The 24,719-nt window shown below is 47.7% G+C and carries 26 protein-coding genes; 5 read left to right on the forward strand and 21 right to left on the reverse strand.

Annotation, left to right across the window (positions count from 1 at the left end; all coding sequences use genetic code 11):
• Positions 1–125 precede the first annotated feature (125 nt).
• The 8 genes from WFI24_RS29770 to WFI24_RS29805 all read right to left on the reverse strand — a co-directional run bounded on the left by WFI24_RS29770 (position 126) and on the right by WFI24_RS29805 (position 7,194).
• Positions 126–350, reverse strand: coding sequence for a hypothetical protein (locus WFI24_RS29770; RefSeq protein ID WP_091039003.1), 225 nt, complete (start codon positions 348–350; stop codon positions 126–128).
• A 71-nt stretch (positions 351–421) separates the two neighbouring features.
• Positions 422–1,273, reverse strand: coding sequence for a lipoate--protein ligase family protein (locus WFI24_RS29775; protein ID WP_336765495.1), 852 nt, complete (start codon positions 1,271–1,273; stop codon positions 422–424).
• Positions 1,274–1,471: 198 nt separating this feature from the next.
• Positions 1,472–2,065, reverse strand: a complete 594-nt coding sequence (gene folE, locus WFI24_RS29780; RefSeq protein ID WP_036668229.1) for a GTP cyclohydrolase I FolE — start codon at positions 2,063–2,065, stop codon at positions 1,472–1,474.
• Between the two features lie 240 nt (positions 2,066–2,305).
• A complete protein-coding gene (locus WFI24_RS29785) occupies positions 2,306–2,569 on the reverse strand; it encodes a YneF family protein (protein WP_145326468.1) in 264 nt (87 codons plus the stop codon).
• Positions 2,570–2,734: 165 nt separating this feature from the next.
• Positions 2,735–3,766, reverse strand: coding sequence for an HD domain-containing phosphohydrolase (locus WFI24_RS29790; protein ID WP_336765496.1), 1,032 nt, complete (start codon positions 3,764–3,766; stop codon positions 2,735–2,737).
• Between the two features lie 15 nt (positions 3,767–3,781).
• On the reverse strand, positions 3,782–5,665 hold the full coding sequence (queG, locus tag WFI24_RS29795) for a tRNA epoxyqueuosine(34) reductase QueG (protein ID WP_336765497.1): 1,884 nt from the start codon (positions 5,663–5,665) through the stop codon (positions 3,782–3,784).
• 173 nt (positions 5,666–5,838) lie between these two features.
• On the reverse strand, positions 5,839–6,423 hold the full coding sequence (gene lepB, locus WFI24_RS29800) for a signal peptidase I (protein WP_145326509.1): 585 nt from the start codon (positions 6,421–6,423) through the stop codon (positions 5,839–5,841).
• Between the two features lie 345 nt (positions 6,424–6,768).
• Positions 6,769–7,194, reverse strand: coding sequence for a GNAT family N-acetyltransferase (locus WFI24_RS29805; protein WP_145326471.1), 426 nt, complete (start codon positions 7,192–7,194; stop codon positions 6,769–6,771).
• 416 nt (positions 7,195–7,610) lie between these two features.
• Between WFI24_RS29805 and WFI24_RS29810 the strand changes: the two genes are divergently transcribed.
• Positions 7,611–8,222, forward strand: coding sequence for a superoxide dismutase (locus WFI24_RS29810; protein WP_145326472.1), 612 nt, complete (start codon positions 7,611–7,613; stop codon positions 8,220–8,222).
• 89 nt (positions 8,223–8,311) lie between these two features.
• Here WFI24_RS29810 and mutY read toward each other — a convergent pair whose 3' ends face one another.
• A complete protein-coding gene (gene mutY / locus WFI24_RS29815; protein ID WP_336765525.1) occupies positions 8,312–9,604 on the reverse strand; it encodes an A/G-specific adenine glycosylase in 1,293 nt (430 codons plus the stop codon).
• 29 nt (positions 9,605–9,633) lie between these two features.
• The gene (gene acpS / locus WFI24_RS29820) at positions 9,634–10,032 is read right to left on the reverse strand and encodes a holo-ACP synthase (RefSeq protein WP_145326474.1); all 399 of its coding nucleotides are present in this window, start codon (positions 10,030–10,032) and stop codon (positions 9,634–9,636) included.
• Positions 10,033–10,281: 249 nt separating this feature from the next.
• On the opposite strand from acpS, the gene WFI24_RS29825 reads away from it, so the two are divergent.
• Positions 10,282–11,097, forward strand: coding sequence for an alpha/beta hydrolase family protein (locus WFI24_RS29825; RefSeq protein ID WP_336765498.1), 816 nt, complete (start codon positions 10,282–10,284; stop codon positions 11,095–11,097).
• A 134-nt stretch (positions 11,098–11,231) separates the two neighbouring features.
• Here WFI24_RS29825 and nadE read toward each other — a convergent pair whose 3' ends face one another.
• From nadE to WFI24_RS29840, 3 genes are all read right to left on the reverse strand, one after another.
• The gene (nadE, locus tag WFI24_RS29830; RefSeq protein WP_145326476.1) at positions 11,232–12,041 is read right to left on the reverse strand and encodes an ammonia-dependent NAD(+) synthetase; all 810 of its coding nucleotides are present in this window, start codon (positions 12,039–12,041) and stop codon (positions 11,232–11,234) included.
• Between the two features lie 133 nt (positions 12,042–12,174).
• Positions 12,175–12,609 (reverse strand): BrxA/BrxB family bacilliredoxin, encoded by a 435-nt coding sequence (locus tag WFI24_RS29835; protein WP_145326477.1) that lies wholly within the window; start codon positions 12,607–12,609, stop codon positions 12,175–12,177.
• A gap of 219 nt (positions 12,610–12,828) precedes the next feature.
• Entirely contained in the window at positions 12,829–14,523 is a 1,695-nt protein-coding gene (locus WFI24_RS29840; RefSeq protein ID WP_336765499.1) for a two-component system sensor histidine kinase NtrB, read from the reverse strand.
• Positions 14,524–14,718: 195 nt separating this feature from the next.
• On the opposite strand from WFI24_RS29840, the gene WFI24_RS29845 reads away from it, so the two are divergent.
• Positions 14,719–15,987 (forward strand): NAD(P)/FAD-dependent oxidoreductase, encoded by a 1,269-nt coding sequence (locus tag WFI24_RS29845; RefSeq protein WP_336765500.1) that lies wholly within the window; start codon positions 14,719–14,721, stop codon positions 15,985–15,987.
• Positions 15,988–16,350: 363 nt separating this feature from the next.
• On the opposite strand, the gene WFI24_RS29850 is transcribed toward WFI24_RS29845, so the two are convergent.
• The 4 genes from WFI24_RS29850 to WFI24_RS29865 form a co-directional block, all read right to left on the reverse strand.
• Positions 16,351–16,737 (reverse strand): hypothetical protein, encoded by a 387-nt coding sequence (locus tag WFI24_RS29850; protein ID WP_221818672.1) that lies wholly within the window; start codon positions 16,735–16,737, stop codon positions 16,351–16,353.
• Positions 16,738–16,846: 109 nt separating this feature from the next.
• A complete protein-coding gene (locus tag WFI24_RS29855; RefSeq protein WP_336765501.1) occupies positions 16,847–18,094 on the reverse strand; it encodes an ABC transporter permease in 1,248 nt (415 codons plus the stop codon).
• 21 nt (positions 18,095–18,115) lie between these two features.
• On the reverse strand, positions 18,116–18,847 hold the full coding sequence (locus WFI24_RS29860; RefSeq protein ID WP_336765502.1) for an ABC transporter ATP-binding protein: 732 nt from the start codon (positions 18,845–18,847) through the stop codon (positions 18,116–18,118).
• Positions 18,848–19,099: 252 nt separating this feature from the next.
• A complete protein-coding gene (locus WFI24_RS29865; protein ID WP_336765503.1) occupies positions 19,100–19,228 on the reverse strand; it encodes a hypothetical protein in 129 nt (42 codons plus the stop codon).
• 505 nt (positions 19,229–19,733) lie between these two features.
• On the opposite strand from WFI24_RS29865, the gene WFI24_RS29870 reads away from it, so the two are divergent.
• Positions 19,734–20,195: a MarR family winged helix-turn-helix transcriptional regulator gene (locus WFI24_RS29870; protein ID WP_145326483.1), complete on the forward strand. Its 462-nt coding sequence runs from the start codon at positions 19,734–19,736 to the stop codon at positions 20,193–20,195.
• Positions 20,196–20,273: 78 nt separating this feature from the next.
• Here WFI24_RS29870 and WFI24_RS29875 read toward each other — a convergent pair whose 3' ends face one another.
• The 3 genes from WFI24_RS29875 to WFI24_RS29885 all read right to left on the reverse strand — a co-directional run bounded on the left by WFI24_RS29875 (position 20,274) and on the right by WFI24_RS29885 (position 23,073).
• A complete protein-coding gene (locus tag WFI24_RS29875) occupies positions 20,274–21,779 on the reverse strand; it encodes an MDR family MFS transporter (protein WP_336765526.1) in 1,506 nt (501 codons plus the stop codon).
• A gap of 233 nt (positions 21,780–22,012) precedes the next feature.
• Positions 22,013–22,555: a GNAT family N-acetyltransferase gene (locus tag WFI24_RS29880; RefSeq protein ID WP_336765504.1), complete on the reverse strand. Its 543-nt coding sequence runs from the start codon at positions 22,553–22,555 to the stop codon at positions 22,013–22,015.
• Between the two features lie 221 nt (positions 22,556–22,776).
• Positions 22,777–23,073, reverse strand: a complete 297-nt coding sequence (locus WFI24_RS29885) for a hypothetical protein (RefSeq protein ID WP_336765505.1) — start codon at positions 23,071–23,073, stop codon at positions 22,777–22,779.
• A gap of 185 nt (positions 23,074–23,258) precedes the next feature.
• Between WFI24_RS29885 and WFI24_RS29890 the strand changes: the two genes are divergently transcribed.
• A complete protein-coding gene (locus WFI24_RS29890) occupies positions 23,259–23,738 on the forward strand; it encodes a GAF domain-containing protein (RefSeq protein WP_336765506.1) in 480 nt (159 codons plus the stop codon).
• A gap of 161 nt (positions 23,739–23,899) precedes the next feature.
• Here WFI24_RS29890 and WFI24_RS29895 read toward each other — a convergent pair whose 3' ends face one another.
• Positions 23,900–24,670 carry a MerR family transcriptional regulator gene (locus WFI24_RS29895; RefSeq protein WP_336765507.1) on the reverse strand — a complete coding sequence of 257 codons (771 nt, stop codon included), beginning with the start codon at positions 24,668–24,670 and terminating at the stop codon, positions 23,900–23,902.
• Between the last annotated feature and the right edge of the window lie 49 nt (positions 24,671–24,719).

Genomic DNA, 24,719 nt, shown 5'->3' on the forward strand with positions numbered 1-24,719 from the left:
AAAAAGAGATATCCTTCAGGCGAATGACTGAAAGATATCTCTTCTAAATTTCATACAAAAAAGCAAGTCTCCTGCAAAAGAGACTTGCTTGTATTTTGAGAGACTTCCTATTGCAAAGTGCTCACTTAAGAAGCACAGCCCTCGCACGCCACATAGTTGTCGCCAACCTGTTTGCTAATGGCGATCAGATCGCCCAACTTGATATCAGCTTCATCTGTAAACTCCAGATCGGCAATACGCGCAACGATTAGTGCAGCAGCCTCTTCCTTGCTTGTTGCCATTTGGCTGAACTCAGACTTTTCGCCTGTAGATACAACCTCATATAAGTACGTATATCTCAACGTTTCCATCCTAACACTCTCCTTCCGAAATCACATCATATCATCTCTATTACCCAATTCCAAGTCCAAGTAAAAAGAACTTAATCATAGCGCAGTTTCATCTGCTCAGCTGTCAATCGCACCTCTTCAATGCCGACGTTTAACACGCGGCTTGTTTCCGCCTTGGGATAGCGATCGCGCAGTGTCCGAACCAATGAGGCAGTATATGCCGCCGCAGAAGGCACACCTGCCAATTCTTTCAGACTGGCCATCGTGCCCGGCTGAACATCAGGATATCCTTCACTCGCCCCACCCGCTGCGTGCTGATAGAATTTACGTACGTCTGCTGCCAATTGATCTCCCTGGCCTTCCACGATGATAAAAGCAGTAATGATATACGCCTTGGCTTGCCTGCGCTGGGCAATACCACAGAATTTCAGCCCACCTACACTGACATCATAATCCCCCGGGCAAAAAGCACCCTGCACTTCGCCTGTCTGCACCTGATTCGACCACGGCGCTAGCGACTCGGCAATAATCGAAGCCATCTCCCGGAAATCATCATGAATATTAATGGCATGCCCGGGATTAGGCAGAATCAGTGACACATTGACGATCCCTGGATTTAGAGGAACCGCCGCTCCACCAGAAGGCCGAACACAGACCGCTGTACCCCGGCTTCTTATCCGTTCCATCGATTCTACAGCCTGTGGCAGCCTGCGGTCACGCAAACCCGCTACAAAGGCATCTGGATGTCGCCATATATGCGCAACAGGCAGATGCCCTGCCCCGACCCGTCTGCACATGACTTCTTCCCATGCAAAAGCTTCGAGCACGCTGCTGCCGTGTCGCTTGAGTGGTGTCTCCCAGATTTGCAAACGCATGGTATGTTTATCCGCTTGTGGTCCCTTTTCCGGCTGAACCGGTTGATCTGAATGGGAAGGTACACTCATCGTTCCATTACCTCCGGCTAACGAATTCGGTTGTATGCATTATATGAATGAAAAAAACGCCATATATAAATAAGCCGGTTCCCCAGGGAACACGGCTTATTTATACACATCCTGTGGCTTCAGAAACTCGAAACTTCTGCTTTCAAAACCAAAAGGATCTAATCATCTGGCTTGTCCAGCAAGTGGACATACCCGATCTTAATCTTTTACCAAAGACAAGAACTCGGCACGTTGAGCCGGATTCTCACGGAAGGAACCACGTACAGCAGACGTTACCGTCTTGCTTCCCGGTTTCTTCACACCGCGGGAACACATACACAAGTGCTCGCCCTCCACAACGACCATAACACCGTGTGGCTCTACGGCCTCTGTCAAAATGTCAGCGATCTGTGAAGTAATACGTTCCTGAACCTGCAGGCGACGTGTTACTGCTTCGACCAGACGAGCCATTTTGCTCAAACCGACGATTTTGCCGCTTGGTACATACCCAATGTGCACCTTGCCAAAGAACGGCGCCATATGGTGCTCACATTGACTGTAGTAGACAATATCTTTAACGATAACCAGCTCTTCATGATTCTCGTCAAAAGTAACACCGAGCACATCGCGCGGGTCTACTTCATATCCGCCAAAAATTTCTTCATACATTCGGGTCACACGTGCAGGCGTTTCAAGCAGCCCTTCACGTGTACTATCTTCTCCGATCAATTTCAGGATCTGTTCTACATGATACTCGATCTTCTCCCGATTGTCGGACACTTTTGAATTCAAATAATCTTTAACGCCAGCCACTGCCGAACGCCTCCTTTCGAACCACATACTTTAAGAGGTTGTTCAAAAAGTCCGCTTTTGATTACGAAGGATGCCTGGCGGCATCATCAGCGTCGAATATGGAATTCAGCCGAAATGTCCGTTGCTCACGTAGTTTTCCCTACGCTCCGCTACTCCATTTCTAGCTTCATCCCATCTTCTCGGTACTGAAAACCCAACTTTTTGAACACGCACTTTAAGCAGTTATTCACTTCACTGCTATTATTTTCGGCGGCCCGAATTTTTACGCGCAGGATGTTGTTGCGGCTGGGGCATTTTTGCTCCTGGCTGCTGGTTCTTCATCATCTGCTGGGCACGCTGCATTTGCTTGCCGTTCAGGTTGTAGCCCATTTGCTTCGCCATTTTCTGAAGCATGTCCGGATTGCTTTGCATTTTCTCAAGTTGTTTACGCAAGTAGAACACCCCGATGAAAAATCCCCCGACCAGACCAACAATCAATGTAATAATCGGTATAACAATATCCATCTCTTAGACACCTCTGTATGCATTCTAAAAAGCCTGATAATCCGTGTCACTTCATGATGTTAAACACACATGTTGCAAACCTGACACAGACCGGATTTCCTGAAAGTATCATAGCATTTCCGCACGCCTTGAGCAAACGGATTTTCCAGTTGAACAGACCGCAAGCTAACTCATGACGGCTTCAATGAAAACGGTTGTATGCTGGGCCAGATCGATTTCGACCACATCCAGAGAATAACGTGTACTGCCACGTGCCACCCGGATTACAGGTCTGCCTGGCAATCCCCGATGCTGACGTACAATGACTCCCGTCTCTTTGGTAGACAACCTCACGGCTGTACCATTGGGATATACAGATACACTTTTGTTGAATTCAATCAGAATGTCTCGATCCAGCCTGGTGTTAGACATTGCCATCATCTCTTCACAGGCTTCATGTGGCAACAGGCTGTCCTGCGATAATCCATTAATCAGATTATCATAGATGTTAGCCGCACTAACGATTTTTGCAAACAGATGGATATCATTTCCCTTTATGCCTCTCGGCACGCCTGTGCCATCTATATGCTCATGATGTTGTAAGGCTGTATGGGCGACCAGCAGACTGAACTCCCGCTTGTTCTTAATCACTTCGAATCCGCGCCACGTATGATGCAGCGAAGAATTGGCAGCAGAACCACTGCCAGGGGGTTCCCCCACTTTGCCAATATCATGCAATAATGCCCCCACAGCAAGATCCTTCAGTTGGTTATAGTTGAGTCCCATATTCATTCCGATGACCGAAGACAACAAACATACATTCATCGCGTGAACATACTGCGCATTGTCTTTGGTGCGAATATCGGTGAGCTGCACCAGCATCTCACGCCCGTTCAGAACATCATTCAGCAGCTTGTCTATACTGAGAGCTACCTTTCTTGGACTCCAATCCTTCCCGGAACGCACCGCTTCAAGTGTGACACTCATTTCGTTAATTATTGCTCGTTTCGTGGTTTCATCCAGAATGTCTTCTGAATCCACATCTTTGTAAGCTTCATCCTGGATGTACAGCATGGTCACGCCAATACGTTTCAGCGTATTAACCATATATACGGTGAGCTGGACTCCGGCAGACAGCAGTACCGTACCGTTACTGGAATATACCGTCTTACCCAGAAGCTCCCCCGCTTCCACGCTCTCCACGTTTACATACTTCATGAACGACCCCCGCTCTTACGATCGCTGCTCCAAAGCGAGCAATTGCTCCTTGGTTTGCAGACCGCCTACATAACCCACCAGTGTGCCGTCTTTACCGCTGATGCGGTGACAGGGAATTATAATCGGAATCGGATTCTTGCTAATGGCGTCCAGAACTGCACGAACAGCCTTGGGCCTGCCGATGATTTCCGCAACCTGTTGGTGTGATGAGGCCTCTCCATAAGATATATCGGACAGAACTTGCCATACTTGTAGCTGGAATGGTGTTCCAAGCCGATCAAGCTGCAATTCGAACGTCTTTCTTTCACCCGCAAAATACTGTTGTAACTGCTTTGCAGCTTCGCTGAGCTTCTCTTCATTTTTCTCATATCGATATTCGCCAATCCATGTACGGGCCCATTGCTGCAGGTGAGCTTCACGTACGTGAAAGGCGCCAAAGTCGATGTGACACAGTCCTTCATCCGTAGCACATAACGTTAGTGTACCAATCGGTGTCAGTACCTCATCGTAGTATACAGGCTTGCCATGAAGCCCCGTAACTGCTGAAGGCTTCCACGCTGCGGCTTCCGGTTTGGCAGGCTGTGTAGATTGCTCACTACCCGGTTCAGTCGCAGCTTCCATTTTTAACTCCTGTTGTAATGCCTGTAATGTGTTGCGCTCATTATTCTTCTGTTCCTCTGGCTGCTTCTCACTCACTTGTCCAGCCTGTGGCTGTTTGGGTAAGGTCTCGGACGAACTCAGTCGCTCCTCGGCCTTCTTCAGCATGCTTAGTACGTTCCCATCTTGTTCGTTAGCGGCAGCTTCCCCAATTGCTCTCATGGCGTCTTCTCCTCCAATTCTGCTTAACGCCCAAGCTGCGGTTCCCCGTAGCTCAGGGCGCGGATCACGTTTTAGTACTTCTGTAAGTTTGGGTACAGCACTTTTGTCTTTGAAATTGCCCAGGGCAATAACGGCGTTGCGTTGAATCGGCTTCTTGCCCCGCCAAGCGGCGGAACTCTGACCGAACCGTTCCTTGAACTCCCGGTTGCCAATATCCAGTAGCGGTAGCAGCAGCGGCTTCACAATCTCCGGATCGGGATGAAACTCGGGATGGTGGTCCCAGTTCTTACCCCGGTTCTTCGGACAGACAATCTGACAAGTATCACAACCGTACAGACGATTACCGATTTTTAGCATAAACTCTTCATCCACGAACCCTTTGGTTTGGGTTACAAAAGAAATACACCGTGATGAATTTAACTGTCCGGGACCTACTAATGCTCCTGTTGGACAGGCATCGATACATTTTGTACATTCACCACAATCCTCAGTTACAGGTGTATCCGGCTGGAATGGAATATTCGTCACCAGTTCCCCGAGGAAAATCCATGAACCGAATTTGGGTGATATAATGGCACAGTTCTTGGCACTAAAACCAATCCCCGCACGCTGGGATACCGCACGATCTACCAGTGCTCCGGTGTCAACCATACTTTCGATCATGGCTTCAGGTACGCGCTCCCGTATGAAATTAACCAGCTTGTCCATGGCTGTACGCAGAACCTGGTGATAATCCTGCCCCCATGCGGAACGTGCAAAGATCCCCCGATAGGCTCCCGGCTCCGACTTCGGTGGATTCACCATCTTCGATGGGTATGCCACGGCTATCGCAATAAGTGAAGCGGGCTCGCCATCTTTTAAGGCGGGGTGCACCCTTTTTTCAATATCCGGCTCTTCAAATCCTGAAGCATACCCCTTATCCCGCGACTGCTCCAGCAGCGACTTCAGGGAAACAAAGGGATCAGCCGAAGCAAATCCAATATCATCAATGCCCAGTCCGGGGCCAGCTTCCTTGATCTCCTGTTTTAACTTCTCCCATACGGAGGCTGCCTGTGCCGCCCCGGTCTGTACGCTCGTCATTTCTCTTTCCTCTTTTCTTCCGACACTTATTCCGTAAATAGTGAACGCCCGCCTCACGATAAGAGAGGACAGGCGTTCATTTCTGTATATGCCTTGCATACTTGAAGTCAAACGGAACGAGTCTATATAATTTAACGCAAAATGCGCTCTGAAGTTGTTGTCTCGCCAGCACTTTACAATTTTTTCAATTCAGAAAACGGCCAAAAAATAAATTCAGCCTTGCCTACAATTTCATCGGATGTAATACTGCCAAACACTCGGCTATCCTTACTTTTACCTTCATGACGATTATCCCCCATCACGAAGAAATGATCCGGCTCCAGTGTAATTGGGCCAAAATCCGGGTCTTGTACCTCAATATCAGTATACGTTTCCGCTTGCTGCTCGCCGTTCACATATAGATGGTGATCCCTGACCTCAATCGTATCTCCCGGCAGTCCAACAATCCGTTTCACCAGAAAATCCTTCTTCTCCACGCCTTCGCTTGGATCACGAAGTACAATCACATCTGATCGGGAAGGTGTACCCAGATGATATACGATTTTGTTGACGAACAGACGATCTCGCTCAACCAGTGTCGGCTGCATGGACTGTCCCTTGACCATCGACAGGTTAAACACAAACAGGTTCAGCAGCATCATGATTACAAAAGCTACAACTATCGTTTTGACCCAATCCCACAGCTCAGCAACCCAGGATTTCCCCGGTTGTTCAGGCTTAGGCGGTTCATTACGTTGCTCGGAAGTCACATGTTCCATTGAAAGGTTATTGGAATTCAAAGGGACACCTCGTTTATCAATTAGTTGAATAAAACGTCTAAAATGAATGATCATGCTCCCTTTCAGTCTACTTCATTTGGGAGAGTGAAACAATTGGTTATGAGCACCAATACCTTAGGTATCACGAGCTTACCCGGAACAACCGTATGGATTTAACAGAACTCGAAGACACCGGAGGAGTATTGAGAAGGATACGAAAACAGAGGAATAATACCTGAAGAACACTCATATAAATAGAAAGGCACATCCCTCACGTTATTACACGCTAAAGATATGCCTAATATGAAATGAAAATCTTTTTTTATTTCTTTTTAAACATGCAAACTAAGCTTTTGACAAAATACTAAGATTCTGGAAAGCGCTCATAATCTGATTGGCACCGTAACCCATCGCTTCATATAGAGGCATAGCTACTTTGTTGTGCTCATCACCCGCCACCCATACTTGGCTGACTTTACGCTGCTGGAACCTTTGTTCCATAGCCTCGACAAGTGTTTTGCCGACTCCACGGCGACGATAGTCTGGATGTACCGCAATACGGTAGATACAACCCTGGTTGTGATCAATCGTACCGATCAAAGCGCCGACGAGGTCTCCCTCTTCTTCCGCAACCATGATCAGGTCAGAATCCCATGACAATTGACGGGCAAACGGGCCCATCGTGTTCTCATAACACTCTTCCGATAGTGCAACCTGGAGAAGCTCCGTCATCTGGCTTGCATCACTCAACTGAAAGGAACGAACGTGCATGTCTTAAATCTCCCTTTTCGTTAGCTTAGATGAGGTTTTTTACAAAAAGGATTCCCTTTTTACCAAAAACCCAATGTTCATATAATGACAAAAAACGAGAAAATACCGCTTCTTCGTCAATTAAACCATACTTTACTCCATAAAACACGCATTTTCTTTTGAAAGCGCTTAATTGTAACCGTTTACAATACGTCTCTTCATATTTTTGTTTTTATTTCTACTAAAATCACATAAATATATTCATAAAGGGTAAAATATGTTTGTTATCTCTGGCCCATCATTAGATCAACACCTTGGGGTACTTAATAAACAAAAATGTTGCTTAATTAGCCCGAATGCGGTTTAATATTAGTGGCAAGGGTATTATTACATATGTACCTATTCAAAAAACCTAAAATCTCAGGAGGTATTTCATTATGGCTTTTCAATTACCGGCACTTCCTTACGCTAACGACGCACTCGAACCACATATCGATGCAAAAACGATGGAAATTCACCACGATCGCCATCACAATACTTATGTAACTAACTTGAACGCAGCTCTGGAAAGCGCTCCTGAACTGCAAGAAAAAAGCTTGGAAGATCTGATTGCTAACCTTGACAGCGTACCTGAAGGCATCCGCACAGCGGTTCGCAACAATGGTGGCGGACATGCTAACCACAGCTTGTTCTGGGAAATCATCGGACCTAACGGCGGCGGCGCTCCTACTGGCGACATCGCAGCAGCAATCGATAGCGAACTGGGTGGCTTTGACAAATTCAAAGAAGATTTCGCTAAAGCAGCTACAACTCGTTTCGGTTCCGGCTGGGCTTGGCTTGTAGTTGGTAAAGATGGCAAACTGTCCATCACTAGCACACCTAACCAAGATAGCCCTCTCTTCGAAGGTCTGACTCCGGTTTTGGGTCTGGATGTATGGGAGCACGCTTACTACCTGAACTACCAAAACAAACGCCCTGACTACATCGCCGCTTTCTGGAATGTAATCAACTGGGATGAAGTGAACAAACGTTACGCTTCTGCAAAATAAGACGGTTGACCTTAAACGGTTAACATATTAAAAAAGAGCCTGAATTGGTCATTATGACCAATCCAGGCTCTTTTGCTTTCATATCTTCATTATTCCCTAACATCTTCATAAGCTCCAGCAAAATAACTGCTGATTAGCTTCAAGAATATGTTGGGAAATGCCATCTTCTCCATATCTTCTGGACCGATCCAACGGTAGGTCAGGCCATCGCCCTTACCTGTCCGTACATTCTGTCCTTCAGGAGCGCTCGGCTCCGATGAACGCATTGCGGCTGACTCAGGTAACACAGCTGATGATAAGGCTGTGGCCGCGCCTGCTGCCGCCTGTGCATCGTAGGCGGCTCTCGCTTCCGCTGCGATCAGCGGAAGCTCACCAGTCTCGTCCTGCTCGGTACACTTGTACACCTGCAGGCTCCAGACAATGTGGCTGAACACATGCTCCGCATGGGTAGCCAGCCCTTCAGGGCGGGCAGCGAAGCCTTCCGCCCACAGACTGCCGGCCAGCAATGCCATGGCCGGCTCATCCGCCAGCGGCGCCGCTTTCTTGCCTGCTGCGGCGGGCGCCGCGAGCACATGCGGCAGCTCCCACATGCGGGCGAGCAGGCCCGTATCGGGGCGCTGGCGCACAAGCACTTGGCCGTGATGATCACCACGGCCTTCCACTATCGCGACCAGCCGTTGCTCAGGGCGCGGCGGCTTCGCCTTGGTCTTGACCGGCAGTGTAAGCTCTCTTCCGGCGATGCGGCCGGAACATTGCTCCATGACCGGGCAAGTCAGGCAGTGCGGCGCTTTGGGTGTACACACCAGCGCACCAAGCTCCATCAGCGCCTGATTGAAATCACGCGCCCGCCCTTCCGGAATGAGCTCTCCTGCGAGCTCTTCCATCAACACCCGGGTGCTGCCCTTCATAATATCCTCATCGATGAGGAAGTATCGGGACAGGACCCGCATGACATTGCCATCTACCGCAGGCTGCGGCTGGTTGAAGGCAATGCTGAGAATGGCCCCGGCAGTGTAGGGGCCAACCCCTTTTAATGCGAAGACGCCCTGTTTGTCTTGCGGCATCTCGCCTCCATGCAGCTCCATGACTTGTCTCGCAGCTGCCTGAAGATTACGTGCCCGGGAGTAATAACCGAGTCCCTCCCAATTTTTCAGAACATCTTCCTCCGGTGCTTCCGCCAGCGCCTGCACCGTCGGGAAGTTCCCGATAAAACGATTGAAATACGGAATCACCGTATCGACCCGCGTCTGCTGAAGCATAATCTCTGATACCCATGTAAAATACGGATTGTTGTGCCGTCGCCACGGTAAATCCCGTCGGTTAATCATATACCAATCCAGCAAATTCACGCTGAAATGTCGTTTCTGTTCCATTAAACCCATTTTTCCGTCCTCTCCTATTGCCAAGCTAACTACTTCTCCATCTGTTCCACGATGGCAAAAGCCGCTGCCAGTTCCGTCTGATGCGTAATACTCAAATGGATGTCATATTGCTTGTCATATGGCAGCTGCAGGCGTTCCCAAGCTTGACTGGACAGCGAGGCCACTGGACGTCCTGTCCCATCAGGCAGCACTTCAATGTCAGTGAACCCCATAATGCCACCGATCCCGCAACCAAATGCCTTGGACACCGCTTCTTTTGCAGCGAATCGGCCGGATACAAACTCCGTCATCCGCTTCCCGCGATGGACCGCGATCTCCCGCTCTGCTGGCGTTAAGATTCGTTTCATAAAAGCTTCCGCATGGCGCCCGGACAGCAGCTTACGCATACGTCCAATCTCCAGCACATCATTGCCTATGCCATATATCATCAACGTTCACCCGCTTAATCTTTTATACTGTAAGAGGTTATTCAAAAAGTCCCATCTTCTCGGTACTGAAAACCGCTCTTTTTGAACCTTCATTGTAAAAGATCTCCATTCAATCACATGATCCGTAACTATCCGAACACGTATTCTATTGTAGCAGGAGGGGCGCTCAGAAGCGAGTACCTATCCGCATTACCATATATGCTAAAATATGAATCAGGAATCGTCTGAAACTCTTAGGAGGTCTGAATCATGCCCATAACTTTTGAATTGCCCACTGACGTAGATGCGATCATTCGCGGAGACTTTTTCCCTGCACAACAATCCGCTCAAGGTGTCATCATTCTGTCTCACGGATACAAAGGATTCAAAGACTGGGGCATGTTCCCCTACGCTGCTTCACAGCTAAGCCAGACGCATCATGTGCTGACTTTCAATTTCTCTCACAACGGTATTGGCGAATATCTGGAGCAATTCTCTGAACTTGAAAAGTTCGCAGTGAATACCTACAGCCGGGAACTTGCTGATTTGGCTCTGGTACTGGAGTATGTGACTACACAATCTGAACTCGCTGGATTTCCTGTATATCTGGTTGGACATAGCCGAGGTGCAGGGGTAAGTGTCGTCTATGCACTGGATCATCCCGAACAGGTGGAAGGTGTCATCTCCTGGAATGGTGTAACCAACCTGGATCTCTTTACAGCAGAGCAAAAAGAAGAAATGCGCACACATGGCCGCAGCTATGTCGTTAACGGACGTACAGGCCAGCAGATGCCACTAGACGTGGCTATTCTGGAAGACCTGGACAAGCATAGCGAACGTTACGCTATCATTGACCGCTTGGGTTCTTCAAATTTGCGAGTTGCACTCATTCAAGGAACAGAAGATCCACAGCGTCTGAGGGACGGTTCTGCCGCACTTGTGCAAGCACGCCCTGATATCCCATGGCACCAGATACCTGAAGGGAACCATACCTTTAATACCCTACATCCATTCAAAGAAACAACTCCGCAACTGGAGCAAGCCATCACCCTGACCCTGCAACAGATCAAAGACTGGAATAGCTAACTCATCTTTAATACAATAGTCACCTGGATTTTTGCGGTTTCTCATTCCACTAAACTACACAACAAAAAGAGTCGCTGCTCAGGCAGTGACTCTTTTTGTATTTCCTAAATCTAATCCATGCACATCCAATCGTATTAGATACCTGGAATGGCATTACGTTTGTGATGGGTACGCGTATAGAATGCTTCGAGGCGCTCTTGTGCGGCTGGATCGATCTGTTTGCCTTCAAGGTAGTCGCTGTTGGCTTCATACGAAATCCCCAGCTCCTCCTCATCCGTCTGACCTTCCCACAATCCTGCCGATGGTGCTTTGTCCAAAATGGCCTGTGGCACATTCAGATAAGCTGCCAGCTGGCGCACCTGACGTTTGTTCAGGGTGCTCAGTGGCGTGATATCTACAGCGCCATCACCCCATTTGGTATAGAAACCCGTGATGGCTTCGGATGCGTGATCCGTACCAACGACGAGCAGGTTTTCTTCAAACGAAAGTGCATATTGCATCACCATACGGGTTCTCGCTTTAACGTTACCTTTACCTTGGTGAGTCATATGGCGTGGGCTGCCCAGTGACTTGAAGCCTTGCTCCACTTCCAGCGCAATCTCGTTAACCGCATCTTCGATATTCGTTTCCACGACATACTTCAGATCGTATGCTTTTGCTACAGCATAGCTATGGTCAATATCGGATTGCTCACCATACGGTTGGAACACACCCAGAGTTTTGTACTCTTGTTTGTTCTCTTCCGTGAGCTCGTCCGTTGCTTTTTTGCAAAGCGCCGTAGCCACAGCACTGTCAATACCGCCACTGATTGCAATCAGCAGGCCTTTGGCACCCGCATTTTTCACATATGTCTTCAGAAAATCAACACGCTTGCGTACTTCCTCTGCTTCATTAATGCTTGGTTTAACCTTCAATTCAGCGATGATCTGTTGTTGCAAACTCATCGTTAATACACCCCGTTTCTAAATGAATGAAATTTGATGCTTGAAAGGTCCGAATGGTTCAATAACCTTATCTATCCAAAATGAAACGCCCCGGCATCGGTTATCCGAAGAGCGGGGCGTTCTATGGAGCGAATTAACGGCAATAACGTTCAAATGCACTTTTTAGATCAGCCGCAATTTCCTCTGCAGAACGGTCTTCCACTTGATGACGCTCGATAAAGTGAACGAGTTCTCCGTCTTTCATCAGGGCGATGGACGGTGAAGATGGCGGATACGGTGCAAAGAATTCACGTGCTTTAGCAGTTGCTTCTTTGTCCTGACCAGCAAATACAGTGTACAGGTGATCCGGTGTGATATCGTTCTGAAGTGCTTGAGACACACCTGGGCGACATTGACCTGCGGCACATCCGCAGACAGAGTTGATTACGACCAGCGCTGTTCCTTTTGCATCCGGCAGACTTGCTTCCACTTCTTCAGGAGTACGCAACTCCTGAATGCCCAGACGAGTTAGCTCATCCCGCATGGGTTGAACCATATCTTTCATGTATTGATCAAATGACATCGACATTCGGTTTCACTCCTTATAAATGGTTGTTCTATGATCTCGATAGAATTAAAGGCGATTAGCTTCCAAACAACGTTACATTCATATCGAATATTATGGATGTAATGATGTGCTATTCCTATTATACATCCATAAGCAATGAAAGCAAGATTCAGACAGTGCCTGCAGAAAGGCTTCTGCTAAAATATTATGTCTCATTGTCTGGGAAAATATGCTGATTACCTAACGTTCAAATGCCACTTTGAAGGTAGTCCCCCGACCTTCCTCTGATTCCACGGTAATGGTTCCATTATGTCGTTCCACAATACTTAAACACATGGATAATCCAAGTCCGGTCCCCTTGGCTTTTGTCGTGAAAAAGGGTTCGAACAGCTTTTCTTTCTTCACCCTAGGTATACCAGGCCCTGTGTCACGTACACACAGTTCCACCTTGTCATCAACTATGCGCGTCTCCAGCGTAAGCACGCCTTTCTCATTCATGGCCTCCATCCCGTTACGGGCCAGATTGAGCACCACCTGTTTGATTTCCTTTGAATTGAGGTGCAGCTTCGGTAAATTATGGTCCAGCATGAGCTCAATACTCTGACCACGCAGGTTCGCGTCCGCCCATAACAATGGACTCAGTTCATGAATGATATCATGCAGCTGGGATTCCTCTTTTTCCGCAATCCGATCCTGGGCCAGCGATAGAAAATCATTAATGATACTATTCGCCCGATCCAATTCTTCCAGGACGATCCGGTAGTAATGATCAAGGGAATCCGGACTCTTCTCCTGCATGAGTTGAAGAAAACCACGTACAACCGCCATAGGATTACGCACCTCATGCGTAATGCTTGCAGCCATCTGCCCCACCAGACTGAGACGATCCACATTATCCAGTTCACTTCGCAACATCTCAAGTTCCGTGATATCCTGAATAATCAGCATGGCTCCTGTGACCTCTCTTGCAGGCTCTGTTGAAAAGGCATAGATGGGCACGGTTCGGGACTGAAATACGTGAGCACCGTAACGAACGGTCAATCCATTAATCTCACCATGAACGACAGCTCTGCGAATGCTATTATCCATCTTGTCCGCCTGGCCTTGTTCAACAAATTGACTGGCTGGCCGGCCGATGAGATCAGGCGTGGTGTTACAGGGTAACTGATTTCTTGCTGTTTGTTCCATCATCTCATTGACGAACATGACTGTGCCTTCTTTATCTACAGTGGCAATGGAGAGAGGAACCGCATTCAGAATCTGATGAAGCTTCTCCATCTCGGCTATGTATCGGTGGTGAACTTCCGAGAGATGATGCTCCAGCCCGTGATAGTGCTTCATCCGTTCCAGCCATAATAGACTCAGACTGCCCGCAACTATGGCTCCGGTGGTATATCCAAGTGCTGTAATTACCATATAAGTGGCAGAGTATGTGGAGTCATTCTGAAGGGATGCGATCCACAACAGACTCGTTACACCCCTTTCCATTGCAATCAGGGTGATCAGGATCGTCATTTTGCGCGAAGGTGTATTATGCTTGAATCGTTTGGCAGACAACCATACAATAGGATAGAGAAGAATGCCCGTATGAAGGAAAAATCCGAACAGATCATAGGAATGCGCAAAAAGGAAATAGAAGAGAATATGTAGTATGGACAACGTTAAGCCTATAACGGACTTACAATACAAAATAACAAGTACTACAGGTACGATGCTTAGTGATATGGGTACAGCCGCTGGACTCCCGTGAAGCGCGAACAGCAAACACAGTAGCATGCTCGCGACACTCGTCACAGCAAAAACGGTCTGCATCATTCCAACATGTTCCAACTTAGCCAGAGCCCGCTTGGAGAGACCCAGATGGAATAAGGGAATCAGGTATACCGCCGACCCCGCCAGCAGTACTTGTAAAAGAATGTCCTTTAACGCAACCACAATGCCATCTCCTCCTCTGCCTGCACATTCCCTCATGTATTTCTGATTAAAACATAGGCGACAGTATATTACAATATATCCCTTGAGACTCCATAATAGAACTACTCGTAACTCCATTATATTTCAGAAAAAGCCAGGAGTAGACACGGTTTACGTAAAACAGACAAAATCAATGAAAAAAGAGGGTAATAACGTATGTATGATGTGATTGTAATTGGTGGTGGATCTGCGGGCCTGATGGCTTGTGTTGCAGCTGCCGAGCATGGAGCTTCCGTCATTCTGCTGGATAAAGGAGATCAACTGGGTCGTAAACTCGGCATCTCTGGCGGAGGTCGTTGCAATGTAACTAATGCCAAGGAGACTGATGAACTCATCCGGCATATTCCGGGTAATGGACGCTTTTTATATAGTTCATTTCAGAATTTGGACAACCAGGGGATTATGCGTTTCTTCGAGAATCTCGGAATTGCCCTGAAAGAAGAAGACAATGGGAGAATGTTCCCTGTAACGGATAAAGCCAAAACGGTCGTTGATGCGCTGGTAGGTAAAATTGTCTCCCTCGGGGTCGAAATTCGCACCAAAGAACCGGTCAAGGAAATTATTCAGAACGGTCAGCAGGTACAGGGTGTTAAATTGATTTCAGGTAAAACCATTCTTGGGCGCTCTGTCATTATCGCGACCGGCGGCAAGTCCGTACCGCAAACCGGATCAACTGGAGACGGTTATCCCTGGGCTGAGGCTGCGGGTCATACGATAACGGAGTTATATCCAACCGAAGTGCCCATTGTGTCTGGAGAGAGTTGGATTCAATCCAAAGAACTGCAAGGTTTATCTTTGAGGGATATCGCTTTATCTGTAGTGGATGCCAAAGGAAAAACGGTTATCTCCCATCGCGGAGATATGATCTTCACGCATTTTGGAGTGTCTGGCCCGGTTGCCTTGCGTTGCAGCCAGTTTATCCGCAAGGTTCAGATGAAATCCGGAAACCCACAGGTCATGATGAGCATTGATCTGTTCCCTGAGCTGTCAGCAGGTCTACTAGAAACTCAGGTTCAGCAGGTATTGGAACAAGAATCCCGCAAGGCTGTCAAAAACATCTTGAAAACATGGGTTCCTGAACGCATGATTCCGTTGATGATGAAACGCGCCGAGATCAGCGATGACCTTACGTACCACCATTTCCCCAAAGGCATGTTGAGCAACTTATGCGGGCTAATGAAGGCTTTTACCTTCCGCGCAGACGGAACAAGATCGCTCAAAGAAGCCTTCGTTACTGGGGGAGGAATCAACTTAAAGGAAATATACCCAAAAACAATGGAATCCAAGCTGTTGCCTGGACTATTCTTTTGCGGTGAAGTTCTGGATATTCACGGCTACACCGGAGGGTATAATATCACTGCTGCTTTCTCAACGGGATATACGGCTGGCATGCATGCGGCTGAATATAAACACGTTACATCATAATAGAGGTTGTACAAAAAGTCCGCTTTTGATTACGAATCATGCCTAATGGCATCATCAGCATCGAATATGAAATTCAGCCGAAATAGGTTGATGCTTACGAAGTATGTTTCCTTCAGAAACATTTTAGTTGCTCACGTAGTTTTCCTACGCTCCGCTACTCCATTTCTAGCTTCATTCCATCTTCTCGGTACTGAAAACCGAACTTTTTGAACTCTCATTACTAGGTATTACACCTTTTAACCCGATAATGAATTAGCTCAGATGCCAAAAACCCCGATATCCACTATCTGTGGAGTATCGGGGTTTTTGGGCATTGTTCCATTTTAGAAAAATGACTCGAACTGCTCTTAGCTTGTGATACTTCTATGCTTTGACGCTGCCTGAGAATCCATCAGCCGAGTCATCGTATGCTGGGTCATCGCTATAATTATGTGCACCTTGCTCAGCCTGACTCCCCTGGTTTCCACTCGCATAACCCTCATTCCAGTCCTCATTCACGAGATGAGCCGGAATTGAGATATTCTGAAACTGATCCAGCTCTTCCGTTTGAGATGCAAATACGGCACTTCCTCCATGAGACTGTACAATCTCTACGGCTGACTGAGGATCCTGGCGATCTGTAGGGATGTACAATTCCAGCGGACCAGACTGATAAGGCTTATACCCTAATTCCTCCAAGGTTGCCCGTGCTGCATTCAACGCTGAACCGTCTGAGAAATGCACCTGTAGTTCGCTATTATCCATCATCATCTCTTCCTCCTTGCTACAGCTAATCTCTCATCATTCATAGATGAGATTCTTCTTCTATAGCATGGTCAGTTATAGCGCGTCATATGCTCTGAACTACAAAGGAATTCTTTTAGGCTCGGGTAAGTCGAACCCATCCGGCAATAGATAACACACAGAGTCCGAAGACCACCGCACCTGCGGCTGTCAGAATACCGACGATCCAACCGAGCCAGGCCAATCCCAGCGTGAATCCCATAAGAATACCAATGGGGACAAACAACATCTTAACCATCATTGAACCCGCACGATGCAGAGCATCGGAGTCATACGTTATGAGCTGAACATAGTCCGACGTTGCAAACACATCCCAGGAGCGATAAAACATCACCGTTAACATGATAATCAATAACGCACACACAATGACATTGACCGGAAAAGGCGGTAAGGCGACTGCTGCAATGGACAGTCCTCCAAGCTGTAAATACAATTTCATTGTGGCTGAGTTCCGGAAAAACGCCTTGAATGCGATCTCCGCTGTACGATTCGCGATGGAACGATTGCGTAACAGTTTACGCGGTTTGCGAAAGATAATGGACCGTGTTCGTGGGGCTTTCGGCTTGCTCACCGCTCGGCTTAACATCAGAGCCGTCAACTGCAGCCTGCTTCGCAAATCTTCTCGCACATCGCCTTCAAACGTTCCTTTCATCAATAGCCGCATCTGTCCGACGGTAATCAGAAGAAGGCTGATCACCACAATACCAAACATGATTTTCCACGTCTGCCCATGCATCCATGATGTCGCATGAATGGTCATGTACCCTATGCCAATGACGAGAGGAATCATCTGAATCCAGCGTCGCCATCCTGTAAGTCGAACCTTTGTCATATGTAGTGTTATGGCTTGGAAAATAGATACTGCACCGAACCAGACAGCCATAAGTGCAATCTGGAGATTAGACATCTCATAGACACGGGACCACATGGGGGCAGTCAGTGCTGTAATCACGATCATTTTGCCCAGATGTTGCAGACAGGCGCGGTATAGCCCTTGCCTCATCAACGTGCGCATCCACAACGGTCTTGATTTCAGAAACAATACATCGGCTTCCTCCACAAATATCAACACACCCCCGGTAAGCATAACGACGTCGATCAGCCCGGTCAGTACGGGCAACGGTAATCCAGTCGCCCATGCAGGCAGCGGTTTGGTCCACAGACTCGTGTACCATCCAGTCAGATAGAGCAGACCCGGGACAAGCAAATATACCCATACCGTCCAATCCACGACGAGTCTGAGATTTTTCATTTGTTCCCTGAAATGTTCTTTGCGTCTTCGCCTGTATAAACGAAGTGGTGTATAACGCTGGGAAGTTTCCATCCTCTCTCACCCTCTCTCTATCTAAGACGTCAGTATATCGAAACAGTCAAACAAAGTGGCTTCCGGTAATCCCGCTGTTTCACGGATCTCATCCAATGTTCCCTCGGCAGCAGACCTGCCGGAAGCAATCAGAATAAATCGGTCGCAGATTCGTTCAGCGGTATCCAGTACATGCGTAGACATGAGTACACCCGCACCACGCCGACGTTCGTCATCGAGTAATTTCAGAAAATCTTTGGTAGCACGCGGATCAAGTCCGATAAACGGCTCGTCCACAATATAGATATCCGGTGAAGACAGAAATCCGATCATCAGCATCATTTTCTGCCGCATACCCTTCGAAAAACTGGCTGGAAGATCGTTACGAACGTGGTCCATACCGAAGCGAACCAACAGTTCCTCCGCTCTGGCGACAAAGGCTTCTTCCTCCATTTCATATGCCGCTGCGGCCAGATCAAGATGTTCCCACAGGGTCATGTATTCGTAAAAAACCGGTTGTTCCGGGATATAGGCATAACGCCCCTCTCCCCCAATCGTCACTTCATAGTTGGCATGTTCCAGCAGACCAAGCAGCGTTTTGATCGTCGTACTTTTACCTGCACCATTTGGTCCGATAATACCCACCAGCTCTCCTCGCGCCACACTCATTCGAATGTTACGTATGGTCGACTGTCCGGGTTCGTATCCTGCTTCTGTAATATGTACATCCAATATGGACTCTTGTATGGTTGTACCTTCATGCTCTATCTTCATATCGAACACTCCTGTTCTGATTCGTGCTTGTTAGATCATCTCATTTTATTGTATACGAGTTTTGTGCCGTTTGTTTGATCATTTTGAGCATATTTGAAGGCAATCTCCCATTAACGCTACAGCATTATTAGAGTCACTGGTGAAATTAAAGTATTCAGAAGAAGAACGATAGCACTTGAGTCTTATGAATGCTAAAAGAGAAGCAGGGGTTCCGGAGCCCCTGCTTCTTCATATTACAATAAAAATCTCATATTACCGATTTGTCTCCACCATAGATGTAGTTTCACTCTCTGCATCTGCATCCACGTTCAGACCGAGATCCAGTGCTTCGCGGCTTTCACTTGCATAGCTGCTGTTCACGTTACGCTCACGGTCATTCACGCTATTGTTGCGTTCAGATTGAGTCCATTATCATCCTGCTTCTCCCGGGCAGGGCTTGACTCAACCTCCTGCCAGAGGCGGAGAAGAAGCGACATCTCACGGATGATTTTACAAGATGATGAATGATCAAATTTTAAATGCTAAAAATGCAGATCTTGTGACATATCGCATGTTTTTCGTAGAAACAGAAGTTTACAATAAGTACATGGCGACATCCTGAATCGTCAAACAAACATAACTAACCAACTCATATAAGTTGAAATACCTTTTACATGAACAGCATAACGGAGAGGACAGAAAAAACTTGAAAAAGCGAAGCGTTCACCAAAAAGCTTTCTGAAAGAAAGCTCCATCGGAAGCATATGCTATCACCGGATTTTACCTTTGAAGAATATTCAAAAAATCTGGGGATAACAGTGATTGGAAGGTTGTTCTGTCCTCGTAGTGGTAGGTTGTAACTTTATCATTTCAACTTATAAAACTAATCTGAAAAGGCGGGATCAGCATGCTGGAATTACAAGAAATCGGAACCGAACGTTCACTTCATCTGTACCGCACCTTGGCCCAGACATTCAAGAGCGTGAATGAACACGCTGTATCCGGAAGCAAAGTGCATGGCTTCAACCCCACCGCATACGGGGTGCTCGAAGTGTTATATATGAAAGGAGCTCAGCCGATTCAACAGGTTGGTGCACAGCTTCTGCTGCAAAGCGGAAATGTGACCTATGTGATTGATAAGCTGGAGCAAAAGGGACTGTTACACCGGAAGCATTGTCCGCAAGACAGACGTATCATTTTTGTGGAACTAACCGAAGAAGGTCAGCGCACCATGGATGATATCTATCCAGGTTATGCGGTGAAGATCGATCGTGCGGTCAGCGGACTGAGCGAGGAAGACAAGGAACTGTTGTCCGAACTTTTGGGAAGGCTTGCACATAGTGCAGACCGTTTATCCGCGAGTAGTTAGACCTTGCAAAATGGAGCAACAAAAATAACCGGATTTGCCTGACAACGGCCAATCCGGTTTTTCGTATACATCCACTTTTTACTTCGAGACCTGTGGTTGCGGTGGGGCATCTGCATCTTCGGGTACAATTAAACGTTTGCGCAATGCAAGCGTCGTTACCCACGAGACCAGTGCAATGACAAACATAATCACAAACAGGGAATGCAAGCTTCCTTCCAGCACGTTACGCAGCAGCGCCCATTTGTCATCCGATAGTGCAGCATCCGTATGCGGTGCAAGCAGTTCGTTCAGATCACTCTCCGATATTCCAGCCTCAGCCAAATTCTGCTCACTCGATAACGTGGAGATCCGATAGTTCAACCAGGTACCAAAAGCCGCTGCACCAATCGTCTGTCCCAATGTACGCATGAACGTGTGCAGTGCCGTAGAGGAACCACGCTCCTTATATCCTACGGAAGACTGCGCAATAATGGTGAAGATGGTAAAAGCAAACCCGAAACCGAGACCATATATAAAGGTCAGTATAAATAGTACAGCCTGCGGAGATGTCCCGCCCACCATGAACAGTCCACCCGATCCGATGGCAATTCCGGTTAGTCCAATTAGTGCGGTCATACGTGATCCGATTTTCATTAACAGACGGCCTGCCAACACACTACCAATGAGCCAACCCACTGACATCGGCGCGAGCAGCAGCCCGGATTCCGTCGCATTACCTCCCCGAACCCCCTGCACCCAGAGCGGCAAATAACTGGTCAAGCCGATCATCAGAGTACTGGTCAGTAGTCCGGCGATATTCGCCACACGGATGTCCCGAATTCGGAACAAATGTAGTGGAACCATAGGGGCCTGAGCTCTTTTTTCTACCACGAAAAATAAAATAATAAACAGAGCGGCGACCACACTCAGCACGACAATTAACGGTGAACTCCAGGCATAATGCTGCCCACCCGCCGACAGGACGAACAACAATGCGGTAATACCCACCGTGAAGGTCAGTGCACCGACATAATCAATTTTGGCCGTACGTGGAGAGATATCTTCCTTCAAATAACGGAATACAAACCACATCGCAAGCAAACCAAATGGCACGTTAAAACCAAAGATCCACTGCCAGCCCAGATTATCTACAAAATAACCGCCAAGCAGCGGTCCAGCCAGAGAGGAAATACCCCACACGGAGCTAATCCAACCCTGGATTTTACCACGTTCTTCAATAGCGTAGATGTCCCCAATAATCGTAAAGGTAACAGGTACTACCGCACCCGCACCAATCCCCTGAATGGCACGAAAAATAATCAACTGCTCCATATTCTGCGAAAGGCAGCACAGGAGTGAACCCAGTAAAAATAAGGCACAGCCAATTAGAAATACAGGCTTTCGTCCATACAGATCACTGATTTTGCCGAAAATGGGCGTACTCACAGCCATCGTCAGCAGGTATGCGGTGAAAATCCAGCTAAGCAGCTGTACACTCCCCAGTTCACTGACAATGGTTGGTCCAGCTGGACCAATTACGGTGCCTTCAATCGCTGATAGAAATGTTGCGAGCAGCAAGCCCGTCAAGATGAAACTGCGCTTCAAACCTCCGTTTGCATTCACACAAACCCTTCTCTCTTCGTTTCTCTATATAATTGGTACGTTAATTTACACATCTACTACGAACCAGAACAAGCTTCCGATCGCTGTTATCCCCAGATTTTTTCTTCTCCTCTCTAAAGGAGAAATCCGGTGATAAAGGCGATCGCTTCGCTTCTCCAGCTTTGTTCTGTTTCTTCGTTTACGTGTAATTTAAAAGCAATTATCTAGTGTCTCCTTTATTTACCTCGCTTGCGAAGGAACTCATCATACAACATTGAATACATCACCATATCCTTGTATCCGGTGGACGTATGTTGCACCTGTCGCAGCAACCCTTCTCGCGTGAAGCCACGGTTTGTCAAGAACTCGCCGGATGCCAGATTGCGCGGATCAACCAGCGCCTCGATCCGATTAAGACCCATGGTCTCATATCCGAAGGGCAATAATACCGAGAAAGCCTCCGTCATATAACCGTGACGCCAGTAGTCACGTCCCAGCTCATAACCGATCTCTCCCCTGAATGCGCCTTCAAGCTGCCAGGTGTTGAATCCACAGCTTCCGATGAGCCTGCCTGTCTCCTTGAGTTCAATCCCCCATCGGATCGCATCCTCTTCCCCTGCCATATGATTAAGCAGCCCAATCATGTCCGCCGCCTCGCTTGTCCCAATCATGGGTGCAAGATTCATGTAGCGGGTCACCTCGCGATCCGACCAGCATGCGAACATCTGGGCCGCATCCCGGCGACGCATTTTACGCAGACGAAGCCGCGCAGTCTCCATTTCGGGAATTCTCCCTTTGCATTTATACATATAAGACACTCCGATCCGATCTATCTCTGCAGACCATAAGATTCATTAGTCATCTAATCATAACCTGCGCCGAATGGCAACTATTCAGTCATGGATACACGTCAAAAAACCGGGCCTATTTCGCTCCCGGTCTTGTTGTACGTACGTATGGATCAATTCAAGGTTGGCATCACAGCTTGTCCAAATGAATGTTAGACTTTGGACGGTTTCTTGCCTTTCGCCAGCAATTCATCGCTAACCCGACCAAGCACAGTCGTGATTTCCTTGAATTCCTCAATGCCAGTCCCGGTTAGGCTCCATTGGTCCCCGTGGGCGGTCAGGAAGTTCTCCTGTGTCAGGTGTTCAAGCTCCTGCTTGATCTCCCGCTCTCCAACGCGATATCCCCGTTCTTCCAATAGGGGCAGTGCCTCGCTAACGTTCAAATCCTGATTTTGCGCGAAATATAGTAGATGAATCCGTACAAAAAGATTCTGTACCTCTGCATGCATAAGCCAAGCTCCTTCCCGGGTTATAGCCCTCCGTGGTTGCTAAGTATTTACCCCACGTAAGAAGCTGAGAAACAGGAGGATTCTTCAGGTATTCCCTTCCCTTTCCGAAATCCTCCGCTTGACTAACCGCATCCTCTGCACTATCTTGAAAATAAGTACCATTTTGCTCGGGAGGGTGATTTACCATGTTTCAAGCTGTTTCCTATGAAGGAACACGAAGTGAGCAGCACACCGCCGTCCTGGGACAGTTAAGTGCTCTGATCCGCGATGAACCTAGTGCGATTGCCAATCTGGCGAACGCTGCTGCGCTGCTCAATGTATTTATGACCGACACCAATTGGGTCGGCTTCTATCTGTATGATGGAAAAGAACTGGTCCTCGGTCCATTCCAAGGACTGCCCGCCTGCATCCGAATTCCACTCGGACGTGGCGTATGCGGTACATCTGCTGCCGAAAAACGTACCATGGTCGTAGACGATGTGCATGCCTTCCCAGGCCACATTGCCTGTGATGCAGCATCCAATAGTGAGATCGTTGTACCGATCATCAAAGACGGAGAACTGTACGGGGTGCTGGATATCGACAGCCCGATCAAAAACCGTTTTGACGATGAAGACCGTGTCTTCCTGGAGAAAGCCGTAAGTCTGCTCACAGAGCAATTGTAAGCTACCATACTCCTTTTGGGATAAGGTAATTGGGGGTTTTCATCCTACTAAGATGAAGAACCCGCAATAACAAAGAGCGCAGTCCTCTCAGAGGTCTGCGCTCTTTGTTATCCATTATAGTTCACACCCATGTTCTTGCTCGCCCATGTTACTTTATGCATCTAGGATAAATCCTGTTCCGCTTTAATCATCATCCCTTCACGCAAAAATTCAGCCAGGCTCGGGTGGTAACCATCGTACATCTTGCGGAAATCTGGATGCTCGACATACAGATTGGCCAAATCCCGGTAAATCTCTGATGTGGGTGTGTAGTACCCTTTGATCCATTCGAGGTGTCTTCCAATAATCTCCTGCACGTCGGGACTACCAGGTTCCAGTTCATCCTCAATTGCCTGCTGCAAGTCCAGATGAATCCGGTCAATTTTTGCCTGTGAATCGAGATAATCTTCCTTGGACTTCAGTTCCAGCCCCTCCGTCTCCTTCGCGGTGGAAGACTGTGCCAAGTCTGTTTTCTCCTTTTGACTTGAAGCATCCGGCAACAGTTGATGACGTCCCTTATTCACAAAACCAATATACAATTCATTTTCATCAAGTTCCTGTTCGCCTTGCAAATGAGAGATCGTTTTGTCCAGTGTCTGGATCAATCCATGCAGACGGAGAGCCTCCTCCAGAATCTCTATGCGATGCTGCTGCATGATGCGAATGACATCCTGAGGATCATCCCGAAGCATCGATTCAATCTCAGTCTCCTCCATGCCTACTTCCTTACAAAAAAGAATTTGCTGAAGTCTCAGCAATTCCTGCTTTTCATAATAGATATCCTTATCCAAGCCTCCAAAAGCCGGATTCAGAAGACCTGTCTCCGCATACTGACTCAGCTCGCTCAGACTTACGCCTGACATTCCAGATACGTCAACCATGGAATATGCCATTTGAATACACCTCCTGCCTGCCCTGCAACTTCTAAGTTCAGGTTTATTT

This window comes from Paenibacillus sp. USHLN196, assembly GCF_037144955.1.
GTDB classification, from domain to species: Bacteria; Bacillota; Bacilli; order Paenibacillales; family Paenibacillaceae; genus Paenibacillus; species Paenibacillus xylanexedens_C.